We start from the raw sequence: 16,982 nt of genomic DNA on the forward strand, positions 1-16,982 counted from the left end.
ACGACATCAGCCGCGCCAGGCGGGGCGCAGGCGTATCTGCCGGCATGTTTTGCGCCTGTCGGATGACGGCGACATGATGCATCGCAATGTCGCTGGCATATTCGAGCCATGGGATCGCCCGGACTGGCAGATTGATCGGCTGGCGCCCCTGGCGACGATGCCATGGGGCTTCAGGAGGCCGCCCGCGCCGGGCTCGGCACGGCAAACTGTTCCGCGACGAGCGGAGGACTGCCGATGGGCTGATAATCCAGCCTGCTCAGGCGGCGCGGATAACGTCGCGCGGCTCGAAGCACAGCTCGGCCAATGGAACGGGACGCCCGAACAGATAGCCCTGGCCGAGCATGCAGCCCGCCGCGCGCAGCAGGATCGCCTGGTCCTCGGTTTCGATGCCCTCGGCGGTGGAGACGATCTCCAGGCTCTTGGTCAGCCCGATCACTGCGCAAATGACCGCATCGGCCTCGTCGCTGCGGCCGAGATCGTCGACGAAGGTCTTGTCGATCTTCAGCTTGTCGAACGGGAACATACGGATGTAGCTGAGCGACGAATATCCGGTGCCGAAATCGTCGAGCACGATCTGGGTGCCGAGGTCGCGCAGCTTGCGCAGATCGTCGAGCAGCGCGGCATCGCGCTCCAGCAGGATGCTTTCTGTCACTTCCAGGTCGAGACGGCGGGGATCGAGGCCGGTGCGCGCCAGAACCGGCGAGACCACGCCCAGCAGCGAGCGGTTGCGCAGCTGCACCGGCGAGACATTGACGGCGACCCGGACCTCGCCCGGCATCGCCACGGCATCCCGGCAAGCCTGCTCGATCACCCAGTCGCCGACCGGGTTGATCAGGCCGCTTTCCTCCAGCAGCGGAATGAACTCGGCCGGGCCGACCATGCCGCGCACCGGATGGCGCCAGCGCAGCAGCGCCTCGACGCTGCGCACCGCTCCGGACTGGAGGTCGACGACAGGCTGGTAGAACAGCTCGAACTGGCCAAGTGACAGCGCGGAGCGCAGATCCGCCTCCAGCATGCGGCGCGCCTGGACGATGGCATCCAGCTCGTTGTCGAACACCCGCAGCGCGTTGCGGCCCTCGGCCTTGACGCGATAGAGCGCCGCGTCGGCGTTGCGCATCAGCTCGTCGGTGGACGTGCCGTGATCGGGGGCGATCGCCACCCCGATGCTGGCGCCGATGATCAGTTGCTTGCCCTCGATCACATAGGGCGCCGAGATCTGGTCGAGCAGCCGGCGGCCGATCGCCATCGAATCGGCAAGCTGGTTCGGCGCGACACGGTAGAGGATGGCGAATTCGTCGCCGCCGAGCCGCGCCACGATGTCGTTGTCGCGCACGCAGGACCGCATGCGGGTGGCGACCTGCTTCAGCACCTCGTCACCCAGCGCATGGCCATAGGTGTCGTTGACGGTCTTGAAGCGGTCGAGATCGACCATCATCACGCTGAAAGCTTCGTGGGTGTGATCCGCCCGCTTGATCGCCTCGGCGATCTGCCCCTTGAGCGAGAGACGGTTCTCCAGGCCAGTCAGCGCGTCGTGGTGAGCCGCGTGATTGATCCGCTGCAGCGCCGCCATCCGGTCGGTGATGTCCTCGTGGGTCGACACCCAGCCGCCACCCGGCACCGGCGCGGTGACCGACTGGATATGGCGGCCGGCGGGCGTCGTCAGCGTCGTATGAAATTCCTGGCCGCTGGAGATCCGGCGATGCATCTCGGCGAGCCTTTCGGCGGGATCGCCGCGGAAGGCGCCGGACCGGTCACGGTAGCGCAGCATATCGATGGCCGACATGCCGACGTGAATCTGCGCAGGGTCCAGATCGAACAATTGCGCATAGCGGGCATTGAACACCGAGAGTTCGCCGCGGGCGTCGAACATCACCAGACCCTGCGCCATATGTTCCAGCGTCAGCGACAAATGCTGCGCCTTCTCCGACGCCGACTGGCTGGCCCGGACCAGTTCATTGTGCAGGGCCTTGTGCTCCGTCACGTCGACATAGCTGGTGACGAAACCGCCACCTTTCAGCGGCGTGCCATGAACCGCGATCACCCGGCCGTCGGGGCGCACACGCTCGAACTGGTGGGGCTGGTTGAGCGAGACCAGCGCCATGCGCTGGTTGACCAGTTCATCCGGGTCACCCGGCCCATATTCGCCGCGCCGCGCATTGAACTCGAAGGTCTCGCGCAGCGTGACCTCCTCCTTGGCGAACAGCTCGTCCGGAAAACCGAGCAGCTCCTTGAACTTGGCATTGTAGTGCCGGATCACCAGGCGATGATCGATATAGGAAATGCCGCCCGGGAAATTGTCGAGGACGGCGAGCAGCAGCTCCTTCTGCCGGACCAGTTCGGTCACATCCGTGCGGAAGCCGACCGACAGGCCGGACTGGGTGCGCTGCTCGCGCACCTGCATCCAGCGCCCATTCGGCAGGACCTGCAGCGCCTCGTTGGACGGCGCCCTGTGACGCCCCATGCGGCCGGCCAGCCATGTCGCATGTTCGGCACTGGTCTGGCCGGCATGGGGATATTGGCCATGGTCGAGGCCGTAGCGCAGCACTTCCTCGAAGGTGACCCCCTCGACCAGCATGGGCGCGGTCTGCGTATAGGCCTTGCGGTAAGCGGAATTGCACACCGCCAGCCGGTCGTTCTCGTCATAGATGACGAAACCTTCCGGTACCGCCTCGATCGCCTCCGACAGCAGCATCTCGGCCCGCCGGCGCGCCGTCACGTCATAGCGGACGATGACGAACCGGATGATCGTCCCGTCGGAATCGCGGAACGGCACGATCGAGGTATCGGCCCAATAGGGCTCGCCGCTCTTGGCGATTTCACAGATTTCCCCGCGCCAGGTCGTGCCGCGCCGCACGGTCCGCAGGATGGTGGAGAGCTGGGCCCGGGACATCTCCGGAGAGCGCAGAACGAGATAGTGGCGGCCGATCAGCTCCGCGCGGGAATAGCCCGCGAGCTTGCAGAACAGGCCGTTGACATGAATGAAATGGCCACGCCGGTCGGTCACGGCAATCAACGCCGCATCGTTCACGGCAACCCGGTAGGCATCGAGCTCGGCGAATGTCGCCTCGACCTGGTCGCAACGCTCGCGCATGAGCGCGGCGTCCCGGCACGTCTCCGTCACATCCGTGAAGCTCGACAGCACCAGCCCGCCATCGGGTGACGATGCCTCGATCAGGCTGGTATCGACCGACAGCCAGCGCCTGCTCCCGTCCGCGCTGATCATCGCCAGGATGGCGCCGGCAACCGGCTGCCCGCTTTCGGCGGTGATACCGGCGGGACCGTCCGGCTGCAGGATCGAGCCATCGGGTCCGGGCACCCCGGACCAGCCGGCTCCAAACCCCAGCACGCCGGGCATCCCATCAGGCGCCAGACCGAGCAAGGTGCGGGCGCGGGCATTGACCGAGACCAGCATGCCCGCCCGGTCATGGACGGCGAGGCCGACCGGCGAGGCGGCAAGCAACGTGGACAGATCGGTCCGCGATCCACCAGTGCTGGGCAAAGGCTTGGGCGTGCCGGCGAGCGCATTGCGCATACGCGTCAAAAGCGACGGGCGCCGGGGCTGGCGAGGCAATGGCAACGGCAATAGCGCCGGTAGTCTGGCCATCGAGAAATTCCGTCCCGGCCGGGCGGCTTTGACACCCATCGTCAATCGCCGGTTGCACAAACAAGGTGCAGGCCCGCGCTTAACGCTGAGTTACTATTCACACCGCCGCGTTCCCAAGAAGATGATCTGCGCCCTGTACAACGCATGCGAGAGAATCACTTCGGCAACTCTGCCAAAATTGTCCGCGCAAAGCCTGTGAAAAATGCGGCGCCCTCGATCGGCCTCCCCGTCACGAAGCCGGTGGCGGCGAGGCCGCCACCACGATTGTCCGGGCCTCGGCGAGATTGATCCCGCTCTCCCGGAACTTGCCGAGCACGGCGTAATAGATATCCGAGCGCACCCGGTCGAGATTGGACACCCGGTCGCAGAGCACCGAGAGATCGAAGTCGATGCCGATTTCGCTGACCCGGGTGATGTTGACGGTCGGCGTCGCGGATTTCAGCACATTGGGCTGGGCCTCGGCGGCTTCGCGCAATATCGCGAAGACCTGATCGAGATTGCTGTCGCGCGCCACCGACAGCCGGACCGTCGCCCGATGGGTCGCATCGATCAGCGAGCGGTTCTTGACGATCGACGAGACGATGTCGGAATTCGGCACGATGACGGTCGAGTTCTCGCCCAGCGCCAGCTCGGTCGCCCGGACGCTGATCTTGGTGACCCTGCCCTCTTCGCCCTTGACCACGATCGTGTCGCCGACCCGGATCGGCCGTTCGGCGAGCACGATCAGGCCGGCGACGAAATTCTGCACCACCTGCTGCAGACCGAAGCCGATGCCGACCGACAGCGCGCCGGCAACCAGCGCGACGTTCTGCAGCTGCACGCCGGCGACCGCCAGCGCGACCGTTGCCGCGATCATGAAGCCGGCATAGCCGGCGACCGTCGTCACCGAATGGTGCACGCCATCGTTCAGGCCGGTGCGCGGCAGCAATTGATGGTCCAGCCAGGACACGAACAGCCGGGTCACCAGCAGTCCGGCGCTGAACAGGATGATGGCGATGCCGGCAGCCCCGATCCAGCCGCGAATCTCGCCGAAGCGCACCCCGAAGAACACGTCCTCGAACGGGTTCAGATAGCCGAATTCGAGGCCCCAGGGGCTGAACAGGACCAGGATCGTGAAGACGACGGTCATCACCCGGAGCGCGCCGCCGATGACGGTGCCGGCGAGATCGATCGTGTTCGGACCGACGCCGAGAGCCCCCGACAGCTTGGTGTTCATCAGCGCATTGGGGGCCACCGCGTCGTAGAAGATCGTGTCCACTGCGACATAGACCAGGACGGCCAGGCACAGGATGACGGCCGTTGCGAGCGCCCGCCCGACAATGAAGCCGGACAGCGAGATGAAGCCCAGCGCCAGCGCGCCGATGATCACGACGGCCAGAAGCCAGAAGACCGGCCGCATCAGATGCAGCGGCAGCTTGATCAGCCCGCTCACCGGTGGATCGCTGACGCGCGGCTTGTAGCGGATCAGGACGGCGCCGCCGGTGACGGTGACCCACAGCGCGACAAGGGCGGTGACCGCCACGGTCACGGACAGATGGGTCTCGGCGAGCTGGACAATGCCGAGGGCGACGAGGCCGATCAGATAGGTCGCCAGAACGATGTCGAGGAACACGACCGACCGGCCCGCCGTGCCGTCGTCGGTCTGGATGATCCGGTAGGCGGCCGCGCGCGGCGAAAACGCGGCATGGGTGGCGCCGGTGGCCACGCCATAGACGGCAATGGCGCCGGCGAGCCCCAGCAGGAAGGACTGGATGTCCTCCGGACCGACATCGAAGCGTGCAACCGCGATCCAGAGGATCAGCGACACCGCCGCATAGGGCACCGCGCGCACGACCAGCACCAGATAGGCATAGCCGACGATGCGGGCCTTGCTGGGCGCCGCCTCCGCCTCGGCGATGGCGCGGGCGCGGAACCGCTCGAAGATGCGCCTGAGCCAAGTGAGCAGCCCAGCGACGGCGGCGGTGATTCCCAGCAGGGCGACCACCACCGGCCAGCTCTCGCGCTGGTCCATTCCCCGCGACAGTTCCTGCGCCTTGAACGCCAGTCGCTCCCGGAGGTTTGGCATGCTCTGGTCGAAGAGCTGGCGCCAGAAGCGGGGATAGAGGACACTGTTCTGGTAGGTGAAGATGCGGCTGGTGAACAATTCGCGCCGCGCCTCGTTGATTTCGCCCCAGATCTGCTCGGCCTGGACCAGCAGCGCGCGGGTCGAGCGCAGCTGGCCGTCGATCTCGTTGACCACCGCCTGTTTCTGACTGCGCGATGCCGCGATGGCGGGCGCCTCCGCGGGAGCGCCCGCCGCCGGCGCAGGCCCGAGTTCGGTCAGCTGGGCCGCCTCGGACGTCAGCTTCTGCTGCAGATCGGCGACAATGGCCTTCAGCGTGTCGCGCACCGGCTCGATGCGCTCGCGCAGTTCCAGCAGCCCGCTGAAGCTTTCAGCCCGCGCCTCCTGCTCGGCTTCCACTTCCGAGATCACCGTGCGGGCATCGGCGATCTTCTTGCGGTCCTCGGCGTTGAGGGACTGGGCATGAAGCGCGGACGGCGCCACGGCGGTGAACAGCAGGCCAAGAGCCAGCATGACGGCCAGAATCAGGCGGGACACGGGGCATACTCCTTCAGGACGGACGTCGAGCCTGCGTCGGTGCGCTTGCCGATTGCCCGCGGAGGCTGGCATGCGCGCCGGCAGACGCCCGCCGTAGTGGACACACGAGATCACAATCGATGGCAACCGTCACCGCATCGCGGCGATGCAGCGCGCCATGGCCGGCCACAGCCTGTCACCGTCGAACAGCGGCAGGGTGACGAGGCCGCTCGGTGTGCGGATGATCAGCTGGTCGGCATTCTCGATACCTGACTGGAAGTTGCGCGCCGTCATCAGCCGGATCCAGGGACCGAAACCCTCGTCCACGACTTCGGCCGGGAATGTGTAGCTGCGCGTATTGGTGCCGAATTGGATCTGCACCTGGAACCGACGCGGCAGCCGGCGCAGATCGCCGCCATCGCGGAAGTCGATGATGGCATTGCCGCCATCGACCGCGAACCGGACATTGCGCAGCATCTGGTCGTTGCTGTCGACGACGCAGCCAGTGGTGCGGCGGCCGTCCGGCAGGTCCGACAGGCGCCGGATCTCCCAGGCACCGGCGCGTGCGAAGGGGAAGCGGAACACCTGACCCGAGCCCTGCTGGGCGGGCGGCGCATAGGCGACCGGCGGCTGCGGGGCCGGGCGCTGGGTCTGCTGCTGGCGCTGATAGTCGCGCTCAGCCTGGCGCATGGCGTCGTCCTGCGACGGGCCGAAGCTGGTCAGGCAGCCGTCAACCGCGGGTTCGACCTCGCCATAGGTTGAGAGATCGAATGTGCGCGTCTCGCCGGTGCTGCCGAACTGAACCTCCATGGTCGTGGCGTCGCTCAGCGTGGTCGAAATCGCGTCGGGCAGGTCGGCCGCGACCCGGCCGCCATTGTGGCGGGCCTGCAGCTCGGTGGGGCCGCCGTTGCCCGGGATGAGTGTGACGGTCAGCGTGTCCTGCGTGCCATCCGGCGCACGATTGCCGGGGATGGAGAAGGCACGCCGGCCGCTGGTGTTCGGATAATAGCTGACGCGCAGCCCTTCATCCGGCGGCCCCTGCACCACGCAACGCAGCAGCCGGTTGCCCTGCATCTCGCGCGCCAGGGTGAAGCGGCCAGGTGCCGAATCCATACGGATCATCCGCGTCGCGGGCGCTTGAGGCGGCATCTGCTGGGCCTGCGGCGGCGGCGACCATTGCTGCTGGGCTTGCGGCGGCGGCGACCATTGCTGCTGGGCCTGCGGTGGCGGTGCGGGAGGCAGATCGATAGGGTCGTTCACCACCCATCCCTGCCCGCGACGGCCGCCACAAGGCTGCGTCGCCATGCGGGCATTGAGGCGCACCGGACCCTGAACGCCGGCGCAGCTGTCCCGGCTCTGCAGCCGGTTGCCGCGCACGACGAATTCGTCATAGGCGTCCTGGCATCGCATGACCCACATATAGGTGGGTTCGCCGCCGACAGTTCCATCGACGCAAAGCGAGGGATTGGACGCAAGGCGGATACGCTTGGCCGGAGCGTCGACGATGAAGCGCGCACCGGGGCTGGAGCAATCGCCCAGGATCACGTTTGCTTCCGCCTGCGGCCGGGTGGCGACCATGCAGAACCCGCCATCGTCCTGGTTGAAGAAGGACACGGCGCGGCCGCGGCCGCCTCCCTGCTGCTGGGGCATCTGCTGCTGGGGCGCCTGGGCGAAGCCGCCCTGACCGCCACCCTGGGCCTGTGGCCGCTGGCCCATATCCCAGGCGCAGATCCGGCTCGACCCGTCGACCCAGCAGGCGCCCTGGCGCCGGACATCCCAGACCAGCGATTGCGGATTGCGCGGCGACGTGTCCTCGAAGAACGCGCGCCCCTCCCGGCTGCCGGGATCAACCGTGACTTTCGCGGTGCGGCTGCCCTGCCGGATGGTGAAATCGCCGCCATTCTCGGCCTGGAAGTCGCACTGCCCGTCGATATAGGTCCGCCCCTCGAGCACGACGAGACAGTCGGCGGGACGCGCCTCGGCTGCGCCGACCGGCAGGAGCGCGGACAGCAGGATGCCGCTCAGGAAGTAAGTCTTCATCGGGAGACCCTGGAAGTATGGGAAGGATGCTCGGTCGTTCGACCGCGTTCATGTCTCAATTCGACCAATGCAGCTCAGTCCATCACGGCAACGCTTGGCGCCGACGAGGGGCTGCCATCGAACAGGCGCTGCATCGCGCTCGCTCGTTGGGTGAAGCCGGTCAAAGACAAAGGAAAACAGCGATGGCCCAAGGGAAGAGGCCGGGAAATCCACCTTCCGCCAGGGATGGTGTCGTATTCCCAAGATGTCATGTTGTCAGTCCGCAGAAAAACGCCAACCTGACCTTTGCACGCGCCGTTGCCGAGCCGAGCGAAGTCCCACGTGCCTTTTCTGCCGCGCGCCCAATTGCGCGTCAAGAGTAGAAAGACGCAGATTTTCATGATTTTTTAACGCACGGCGCGTCCGTTTCTCAGCAATATTGATTGCCCATTTAGGTAATCTTGCCGCCAGGATTCGGAACATTCGACCCTGATGTGCGCGTACGCATGGCTTGCCGTGGCGAACGGCCACGACCTGGCACCCACTCTTCGCACTAGATTTGTACAAAATGCCCCCGTGGCTTCCACCCGGAAGCCCATATATGACCCGCGTGTGACGTCAATCTCCCGGAATGACTTGATATTACGATCGGTCGTGAGGTCATGAACAGAGATGTATTGATGGCGGAAAGGATACAGCGGGCCGGCGGGCATGCCTTGCCATCTGGAGAGGACGAAGACGCACCCTGCAAGCATCCTTGACTTCCCGACGGCCTGAGGCGAATTGCGACAACGCAGCCTGAACAGGACGTTCAGATACGCTTCACGACCCGGCCAGCACATTTGCTATGGACAGTTGATCGGTGGTCGTCAAAAGCTGACAGCAACAGCAACGCCTCCATCGACAACTGGAATACAACCACAGCGGGAAAACCTGACAGATGAAATGGATTGCTCTACCGCTGGTCATCAGCGCTGGTGTTGTCCGGCCCACCAGCCAGGATGTCTCCGCAATCTGTGGCAACTCTCTCAAGGCGTGAGCCCGCCTTTCGCTGCGGCATGCCACCGCCTGGACCTGCAACCATCATCTCCACCTCATCGAGGATATTCGAATGTCCCGCTTCGTCGTGTCGGCCGTCTTCGCCGTGGCCTGTTCCCTCCTGTCCGGTTCCGCCCAGGCGCAATATGCCGGGAACATGGATGATACCTGGCAATCGGTGCTGCGCCGCTGGGTCGGCAATGGCTGGAAGCCCTTCCACGAGGGCGGCTACAATTTTCAGGCGCCGTCGATGGACGGCCGCCGTTTCGGTGCCGGACTGCGCGCCGGCGAGCCCGTGACCTTTGTCGCCATTTGCGGCAACTGCACCACCGTCCGTCTCATCGTGCGTGACGCGTCCAACACGGTGCTCGTCGATGTGACCCCGCGCAGCGGCCCGAGCACCGCCAGCCTGACGCCCCGGCAGACCAGCGCCGGCTCGATCCAGCTCATTCCCATCGAATGCCGGCGCGACACCTGCCCGGTGCGCTACACGTCTTTCACCCCGCGCTGACCCCTAGGGCAGCAGATCCTTCAGCCTGAGCAGCGCGATCCGTTCCACCTGCTCAAGCGCCGTGGCAAATTCGGTCGCGGCATCGTTGCCGACGCGCGTCTCGAAGGCGGACCGGATCTCCGCCTTGGTCCGGCCCTTCACCGCGATGATGAAGGGGAAGCCGAACTTCGCCGTATAGGCCTCGTTCAGGCGGGTGAAGTCGTCGCGTTCGGCATCGGTCAGCATGTTGAGGCCGGCGGAGGCCTGTTCGCCGGTCGATTCCGGCGTCAGACGTCCGGCCTGGGCGAGCTTGCCGGCGAGATCGGGATGGGCGCGGATCAGCGCCAGCCGCTCGGCCTCGCCGGATGCCCGCATCTTCGCCGTCAGGGCGGCGTGGAGGCCTTCCGCCGTATCGTTCGCAGCGGTCAGGCCGGCATCGAAGGCCTGTTCGGCAATCCAGGCCGAATGTTCGAACACACCGCCGAAACGGGCGACGAAATCGGCCCGGCTCATCCGGGAGGGCGGAAGGACAGTCATGGGCGCCTCGATCTGGGGGCCGAATGCCTCGGCCACAGAATCCAAACCTAGCCGGTCGATCGGGCCCGCGTCACTCGATGGTTTCGTTGGGATAGACACCCCAGAGCCGGTTCTGCTCGATCCAGCCGTCGAAGCCCTCTCCGATGAGCCGGCACCAGCCGGCCCGGCAGGTCTTCACCACGCCCTGCACGCGCGGCTCGAGGCGGGCAACGATCCGGTCGCCGCCGGCGCGGTTCATCAGCGGCACGAGATCGGTCGAGTTGGCGCGCGGCTGCACCACGCCGGTGCGCTTGCCCGACAGCATGGAATGATAGACCCAGCTCTCGGTGCCCTCGTTGTCGCGGATGCGCCGCCAGTTCTCGAATTCGGCGGTGATTTCCACCGGCAGGCCGGCGCGCTGGTAGATCCAGATCACGCCGTGATCGCGGGTCGGCCCCATGCGGGCATTGACCCGCTCGGACTTCAGGCTGACGAAGCGCGGCACGGGAAGACGCGTTGCCGAACCGAGCGGCCCGGCCTGCGCGGCGGCGGCCTGCGGCGGCACGGACCCCGTCGTCTCGGCGGCGCCCGCTCCGGTCGTCGCACAGCCAAGGATGGTCAGGGCCGCGACAGCCGCGGCAGCAAGTCCAGCACGCATACTCAAAACTCACACAAAATGCCGCCAGACCCTTCCGAAAGACCGGGGTCGAGCCCGGATCAGGCGGCTTTGTCTGGCGCGACCCTTCTGATAGAGAGGGCCGGTCGGAAGGCAGTGTCGCCGTTCAGGGTTAAGACACGCTTGACGTGCAGACGAATTGCTCCTGACCCAGAGGCCTGAAGGGCATGCCGAACCGCAAGAAGCCGCTCGTTGTCGTGACGCGCAAACTGCCGGATCAGATCGAGACCCGGATGCGCGAGCTGTTCGAGACCCGCCTCAACGTCGATGACCAGCCGATGAGCCACGCCGACCTCGTGGCAGCGGTGAAGGCAGCCGACGTCATCGTGCCGACGGTGACCGACAAGATTGATTCCGCCCTGCTGTCGCAGGCAGGCCCGCAACTGCGCCTGATCGCCCAGTTCGGCAACGGCGTCGACAATATCGATGTCGCCACCGCCGTTCAGCGCGGCATCACCGTCACCAACACGCCGGGCGTGCTCACCGAAGACACTGCCGACATGACCATGGCGCTGGTTCTGGCCGTGCCGCGCCGCCTCGCCGAGGGTTTCGAGGTGCTGGAGCACGGCGAATGGGGCGGCTGGTCGCCGACCTGGATGCTCGGCAAGCGCATTTCCGGCAAGCGCCTGGGCATCATCGGCATGGGCCGCATCGGGCAGGCGCTGGCCAAGCGCGCCGGCGCCTTCGGCATGCAGATCCATTATCACAACCGCCGCCGCCTCTCCGAGAAGGTCGAGCAGGCGCTGAATGCGACCTATTGGGAAAGCCTCGACCAGATGCTGGCCCGCATGGACATCATCTCGGTCAATTGCCCGCATACGCCGGCGACCTATCACCTGTTGTCGGCGCGCCGCCTGAAGCTCCTCAAGAAGGAGGCCTTCGTGGTCAACACCGCGCGCGGCGAGATCATCGACGAGGCGGCGCTGACCCGCATGATCGAAGCTGGCGACATCGCGGGCGCGGGTCTCGATGTGTTCGAGAGCGAGCCGGCGGTCAATCCGCGCCTCCTGAAGCTCGCCAAGGCCGGCAAGGTCGTGCTGCTGCCCCATATGGGCTCGGCCACGATCGAGGGCCGCATCGACATGGGCGAGAAGGTCATCGTCAACATCAAGACCTATATGGACGGCCACAAGCCGCCGGACCGCGTCCTGCCCTCCATGCTGTGAGGGCTGGCGGCAGCCGATTGAGGCCCGCCTCGATCAGGCGGCCGGCGGCCTGCTTTGATCCGATCCGGCTGGGTCGCGTAGATGGGGCGATCCGTCCGATCCGCGACGGGCCAAATCCGCGGGTTCCGGACGCAAGATCCGGCCGCCAGAGGAAACGGGTCCAGCCATGCCGATCACCGCTTTCTACGCAGCCCTGCTCGTGCCGATCTTCCTTGTCCTGTCGCTGCGCGTCATCAATGGCCGGCGCGATGGCCGGGTCGCGCTGGGCGATGGCGGCGATCCCGGCCTGCTCCGCCGCATGCGCGTCCATGCCAATTTCGCTGAATATGTGCCGCTGGCGCTGATCCTGATCGGCTTGGCCGAGAGCCTCGGCATCGGGCGCTGGATCATCCATGCGCTGGGGATCACCCTGCTCGCCGCCCGCCTTCTCCACGCCTATGGCGTCTCGCAACCAAAAGAGAATTTCAGGCTGCGGGTGGCCGGCATGATCTCGACCATCGCCGTGATTTCAACGGCGGCTTTGGCCTGTCTGCTGGGCGCCGTGTCGCGCGGGATTGGATTCTAAGGCTCTGGCGCCGAGCGATCAGACATCTCCGCTCATCTCTCTCTCCCCGCAGGCGGGGAGAGGTGATAATGGGAAAATACTGCCTCGAACCGAGGCCTCAGAACCTCACACCAGCCCGGCCTTCGCCAACGCCTCCGGGACCGGCCCGCCGGTCGCCCAGTCCAGCAGCTCCACGGTGTGGACGATGGGGATGGCCTTGCCGCCCTCCTCCAGCCCATGGCCGATCTGCGTCATGCAGCCGATATTGCCGGTGGCGATCAGGTCCGGCCGGGTCTTCTCGATATTGGCGATCTTGCGGTCGCGCAGCTGCTCGGCCAGCTCCGGCTGCATGATGTTGTAGATGCCGGCCGAACCGCAGCAGAGATGGCCCTCGGGCGGCTCTTTCACGACGAAGCCCGCGGCCTTCAGCAGCACCTTCGGCTGGTCCTTGATCTGCTGGCCGTGCTGCATCGAACAGGCGGAATGATAGGCGACGGTGAGGCCCGAGGCCTGGGCCGGACCGGGCAAACCCAGCGACAGCGCATATTCCGTGATGTCCCTGGCGATCGCCGACACCCGCTTCGCCTTGTCGGCATAGGCGGGATCGTCGCGGAACATGAAGCCGTAATCCTTGATCGTCGTGCCGCAGCCAGACGCCGTGATGACGATAGCATCGAGGCCGGCGCCATCCATCTCGGCGATCCAGGCGTCGATTGTGCGCTTCGCCTGGGCGTGGCTCTCGTGCTCGCGGCCCATATGGTGGACCAGCGAGCCGCAGCAGCCCTCGTTCTTGGCAAACACCACCTCGACACCATGCCGGGTGAGCAGGCGCATGGCCGCCTCGTTGATGCCCGGCGCCAGAACCGGCTGGGCGCAGCCCTGCAGGATGACAACGCGCGCGCGGCGCTGCCCCTCGGCCTGATGGGTCATGGGACGGTCGAGCGCCGAGCGCGACGGCAGGCGGGAAGGCGCAAGCTCGAGCATGGCGCGGGTGCGCCGCAGAATACCCACCCGCTCCGACACCGGGCCTGCCGCCTTGCGGGCAACGGCCACGCCGATCCGGCCCTTCCAGCGCAGCACGGAGGCAACCGACAGCGCCTTCTTGGCGATGAAGGCGCCGGCCAGCGCGAGCCGGAAACGGTTGGGATAGGGCAGGATATTGGCCAGCACCGCGCGGATCAGCCGGTCCTTCCAGGGCCGGTCATAGGTCTCCTCGATATGCGCGCGGGCATGGTCGACGAGATGCATGTAGTGCACGCCTGAGGGGCAGGTGGTCATGCAGGAGAGGCAGGAGAGGCAGCGGTCGACATGCTTGACCACCTCGGCCGTCGCCGGCTTTCCGGTCTCGAACATCTCCTTCATCAGGTAGATGCGGCCGCGCGGTGAATCGAGCTCGTCGCCGAGCAGCTGATAGGTCGGGCAGGTCGCGGTGCAGAAGCCGCAATGGACGCAGGTGCGCAGGATCTTCTCCGAAGCGGCGAGCTTCGGATCGGCGAGCTGGACGAGGGAGAAATTGGTCTGCATCGCTCAGAGCCCCGCATACATGTGGCCGGGATTCAAAATCCCGTCCGGGTCGAAACTGGCTTTCAGCTTGCGCTGCAGGGTCATGAGCGGCGCCGCCGGCGGGTCGAACACATCGACCGAAAGCCTCACCGCATCGGGCGCCCGCACCAGCGTCGCATGGCCGCCCGCGGCTTTTGCCAGCGCATGGATGGCGGCAGCCGAGGCATCGCCGCTCGCCGGGACCGCAGCCCAGATCAGCCCACCGCCCCAGTCGTAGAAATAGCGGCCACCGAGCGCCGCGAGCTTTGTCCCGACCGCCGCGCCCTTGCTCGGCGCGACCGAAATGCGCCAGACCGGATCGGTGCCAGCCGCGACGAAGGCGGCATCGCGCACCGCCTGCCAAAGCGGGCCTGACTCCGCCTCGCCCAGCGTCTCGAGAGCGCCGAAGCGCTTCAGGAGCTTCGCCAGTTCGCCCGTCCGATAGGTGATCATCGGGCCGAAGCCCTCGATGCGGAGCAGCGTGCGGGCCCGGGCGCCGTCAAACGCCGGCAGATGCGCCGCCGCGGTCGGCTCGAAGGGCGAGCCCAGTGCCGCCGACAGGGCCTCGATGGCGAGTGCATCGGACAGGCCCTCGATCACCAGCGTCGCCTCACGTTCAGCGAGTGGCGAGACCTTGAAACAGACCTCGTGGAAGACGGCGAGCGTGCCGTGCGAACCGGCCAGCGTCTTGGTCAGGTCCAGGCCGGTGACGTTCTTCATCACGCGGCCGCCGGTCTTGATGTCCTCGCCGCGGCCATTGACGAATTTCAGCCCGATCATCGAGTCGCGGGCAGCGCCGAGATTGATCCGCGCAGGGCCGGAGACATTGGCGGCAGCGACGCCACCGACCGTCGGTTCGCCCGCTGTGCCGAACAGGCCGCGATGATCCATCGGCTCGAAAGGGAGCCGCTGGCCCCGTTGGGCGAGCGTCTCGACAACTTGGGCAAGCGGCGTTCCGGCGCGGGCCGCAATCACCAGTTCGGCCGGCTCATAGAGTGTGATGCCGGTGAGCTTGGTGGTGGAAAGGCTGGCAGCCGCCTGGACCGGGCGGCCGAGGCCTGCCCGCGTGCCACCGCCGGAAATGGCGAGCGGGGACCGGGTGGCGCGGGCATCGGCGACGATGGCGGCAAGCTCGGCGGCTGTGGAGGGCGTATGGAGGGTCATGCGGCAGCTTTCGCGGGCGTGCTCGACGCCGCTTCCTTCGGCGCATCCAGCGGGAACACCTTGGCCGGGTTGAGCAGCCATTGCGGGTCGAGCGCCGACTTGATGCGCGTCTGCTGCAGAAGGTCGGTATCGGAGAACTGCTCGCGCATCAGGTCGCGCTTCTCGATGCCGACGCCATGCTCTCCGGTGAGGCAGCCGCCCACTTCCACGCACAGCCGCAGGATATCCTCGCCGGCATGTTCGGCCTTCACCTGCTCGGCGGGGTCGTTGACATTGAACATGACGAGGGGATGCAGGTTGCCGTCGCCGGCATGGAACACGTTGGCGACGCGGAGCCCATAGCCTTTGACGATCCGGTCGATGCCGGCGAGCACCTCGGGCAGGCGGCCGGTCGGGATGGTGCCGTCCATGCAGATATAGTCGGCGACGCGGCCGGTGGCGCCGAAGGCGGACTTCCGGCCCTTCCAGATCGCCGCCGTCTCGATGGCCGATTTCGATTCCTTGATCACCTTCACCTGATGGGCGCGGGCGATCTCGACGATGCGCGCGAGCATCGCCTCCATCTCGGCCTCCGACCCTTCCACCTCGATGATCAGCATGGCCTCGACATCGAGCGGATAGCCGGCATGGGCGAAGGCCTCGCAGATGGCGATGGCCTCGCGGTCCATATATTCAATGGCCACTGGGATGATGCCGGCGCCGATGATGTCGGCGACGGTGCGGCCGGCCTGGCCGATCTCGTCGAAGCCGAACAGGACGGGGCGCGCACCCTCGGCCTGGCGCAGGATGCGCACGGTCACCTCGGTGACGACGCCGAGCTGGCCCTCGGACCCGACCATCAGGCCGATCAGGTCATAGCCGGGCGAATCGAGCGCCGCGCCGCCGATCTCGACGATCTCGCCCTCGATGGTGACGAGCTTCAGGCCCAGAATGTTGTTGGCGGTGACGCCATATTTCAGGCAATGGGCGCCGCCGGAATTCATCGCGACATTGCCGGCAATGGTGCAGGCAAGCTGGCTCGACGGATCCGGCGCGTAGAAGAAGCCCTCATGGGCCACTTCGCCGGAGATCGCGAGATTGGTGATGCCGGACTGCACCCGCATGGTGCGGTCCGCGAAATTCGTCTCCAGAACCCGGTTCATCTTGGCGATGCCGAGGACGACGGCGTCCTCCTGGGGGATGGCGCCGCCGGCAAGCGACGTGCCGGCGCCGCGCGCCACCACCGGCACGCCCTCGCGGTTGCAGAGCTTGAGGATCGCCGAGACCTGCTCGGTTGTCTCGGGCAGGACCACCACCATCGGCACGCGGCGGTAGGAGGTCAGCGCATCGGTCTCGAAGGCGCGGCGCTCGTCGAGTGCCGTGATCACGCCTTCGCCAGGAACTATGGCCTGGAGGCCCGCGATGATCGCGTCGCGCTTGGCGAGAACGGCGGCCTGCGGTTCCGGAAAGGCAATGGTCATCCGCGTCGCTCCCTTGAGGCAACCCCACCCCGACCCTCCCCTTTGCCAAGGGGAGGGGGTTCAATCGATCCCTCGGCTGGTCCCGCGCCTCATTCTGGCAGGGATGGCGACGATGGCGCGAAAGGCCCCCTCCCCGCTTGCGGGGAGGGTCGGGGTGGGGTCTCCACCTTGTATCCGTTCCAACT

The 16,982-nt window shown here is 66.4% G+C and carries 10 protein-coding genes and 1 pseudogene; 3 read left to right on the plus strand and 8 right to left on the minus strand.

From position 1 onward, the window contains the following. Nucleotides 1-256 precede the first annotated feature (256 nt). The 3 genes from E8L99_RS04925 to E8L99_RS04935 all read right to left on the minus strand — a co-directional run bounded on the left by E8L99_RS04925 (nt 257) and on the right by E8L99_RS04935 (nt 8,222). Nucleotides 257-3,532, minus strand: a complete 3,276-nt coding sequence (locus E8L99_RS04925; protein WP_168201572.1) for a PAS-domain containing protein — start codon at nt 3,530-3,532, stop codon at nt 257-259. Between the two features lie 301 nt (nt 3,533-3,833). Next, nucleotides 3,834-6,203 carry a DUF3772 domain-containing protein gene (locus E8L99_RS04930; RefSeq protein ID WP_168201573.1) on the minus strand — a complete coding sequence of 790 codons (2,370 nt, stop codon included), beginning with the start codon at nt 6,201-6,203 and terminating at the stop codon, nt 3,834-3,836. Nucleotides 6,204-6,332: 129 nt separating this feature from the next. Next, nucleotides 6,333-8,222, minus strand: a complete 1,890-nt coding sequence (locus tag E8L99_RS04935) for an RICIN domain-containing protein (protein WP_137098504.1) — start codon at nt 8,220-8,222, stop codon at nt 6,333-6,335. Nucleotides 8,223-9,312: 1,090 nt separating this feature from the next. On the opposite strand from E8L99_RS04935, the gene E8L99_RS04940 reads away from it, so the two are divergent. Next, nucleotides 9,313-9,750: a hypothetical protein gene (locus E8L99_RS04940; protein ID WP_137098505.1), complete on the plus strand. Its 438-nt coding sequence runs from the start codon at nt 9,313-9,315 to the stop codon at nt 9,748-9,750. A gap of 3 nt (nt 9,751-9,753) precedes the next feature. Here the strand turns inward: E8L99_RS04940 and uraD are convergent. Together uraD and E8L99_RS04950 are read right to left on the minus strand one after the other, a co-directional pair. Continuing rightward, nucleotides 9,754-10,251: pseudogene (gene uraD, locus E8L99_RS04945) on the minus strand (2-oxo-4-hydroxy-4-carboxy-5-ureidoimidazoline decarboxylase); the annotation flags it as partial. A gap of 85 nt (nt 10,252-10,336) precedes the next feature. Next, nucleotides 10,337-10,903 (minus strand): SH3 domain-containing protein, encoded by a 567-nt coding sequence (locus E8L99_RS04950; protein WP_137098507.1) that lies wholly within the window; start codon nt 10,901-10,903, stop codon nt 10,337-10,339. A gap of 185 nt (nt 10,904-11,088) precedes the next feature. On the opposite strand from E8L99_RS04950, the gene E8L99_RS04955 reads away from it, so the two are divergent. Continuing rightward, complete coding sequence (locus E8L99_RS04955) at nt 11,089-12,087, plus strand: 2-hydroxyacid dehydrogenase (RefSeq protein ID WP_137098508.1); 999 nt, start codon at nt 11,089-11,091, stop codon at nt 12,085-12,087. A gap of 166 nt (nt 12,088-12,253) precedes the next feature. Then, entirely contained in the window at nt 12,254-12,652 is a 399-nt protein-coding gene (locus E8L99_RS04960; protein WP_137098509.1) for an MAPEG family protein, read from the plus strand. A gap of 105 nt (nt 12,653-12,757) precedes the next feature. Here E8L99_RS04960 and E8L99_RS04965 read toward each other — a convergent pair whose 3' ends face one another. The 3 genes from E8L99_RS04965 to E8L99_RS04975 are packed head-to-tail and all read right to left on the minus strand — an operon-like array spanning nt 12,758 to nt 16,797. After that, nucleotides 12,758-14,155 carry a heterodisulfide reductase-related iron-sulfur binding cluster gene (locus E8L99_RS04965; RefSeq protein WP_137098510.1) on the minus strand — a complete coding sequence of 466 codons (1,398 nt, stop codon included), beginning with the start codon at nt 14,153-14,155 and terminating at the stop codon, nt 12,758-12,760. Nucleotides 14,156-14,158: 3 nt separating this feature from the next. Beyond that, nucleotides 14,159-15,337, minus strand: a complete 1,179-nt coding sequence (locus E8L99_RS04970; protein WP_137098511.1) for an FAD-binding protein — start codon at nt 15,335-15,337, stop codon at nt 14,159-14,161. Next, a complete protein-coding gene (locus E8L99_RS04975) occupies nt 15,334-16,797 on the minus strand; it encodes an FAD-linked oxidase C-terminal domain-containing protein (protein WP_137098512.1) in 1,464 nt (487 codons plus the stop codon). The genes E8L99_RS04970 and E8L99_RS04975 overlap by 4 nt, the downstream gene beginning before the upstream one ends. Nucleotides 16,798-16,982: the final 185 nt, after the last annotated feature.

The organism is Phreatobacter aquaticus (genome assembly GCF_005160265.1).
Taxonomy (GTDB): Bacteria; Pseudomonadota; Alphaproteobacteria; order Rhizobiales; family Phreatobacteraceae; genus Phreatobacter; species Phreatobacter aquaticus.

Excerpts from the sequence above, each read along its gene's own strand:
- E8L99_RS04935 (WP_137098504.1), bottom strand. The coding sequence starts at position 8,222 with ATGAAGACTTACTTCCTGAGCGGCATCCTGCTGTCCGCGCTCCTGCCG.
- E8L99_RS04950 (WP_137098507.1), bottom strand. The coding sequence starts at position 10,903 with ATGCGTGCTGGACTTGCTGCCGCGGCTGTCGCGGCCCTGACCATCCTT.
- E8L99_RS04960 (WP_137098509.1), top strand. The coding sequence starts at position 12,254 with ATGCCGATCACCGCTTTCTACGCAGCCCTGCTCGTGCCGATCTTCCTT.
- E8L99_RS04940 (WP_137098505.1), top strand. The coding sequence starts at position 9,313 with ATGTCCCGCTTCGTCGTGTCGGCCGTCTTCGCCGTGGCCTGTTCCCTC.
- E8L99_RS04925 (WP_168201572.1), bottom strand. The coding sequence starts at position 3,532 with ATGCGCAATGCGCTCGCCGGCACGCCCAAGCCTTTGCCCAGCACTGGT.
- E8L99_RS04970 (WP_137098511.1), bottom strand. The coding sequence starts at position 15,337 with ATGACCCTCCATACGCCCTCCACAGCCGCCGAGCTTGCCGCCATCGTC.
- E8L99_RS04975 (WP_137098512.1), bottom strand. The coding sequence starts at position 16,797 with ATGACCATTGCCTTTCCGGAACCGCAGGCCGCCGTTCTCGCCAAGCGC.
- E8L99_RS04965 (WP_137098510.1), bottom strand. The coding sequence starts at position 14,155 with ATGCAGACCAATTTCTCCCTCGTCCAGCTCGCCGATCCGAAGCTCGCC.
- E8L99_RS04955 (WP_137098508.1), top strand. The coding sequence starts at position 11,089 with ATGCCGAACCGCAAGAAGCCGCTCGTTGTCGTGACGCGCAAACTGCCG.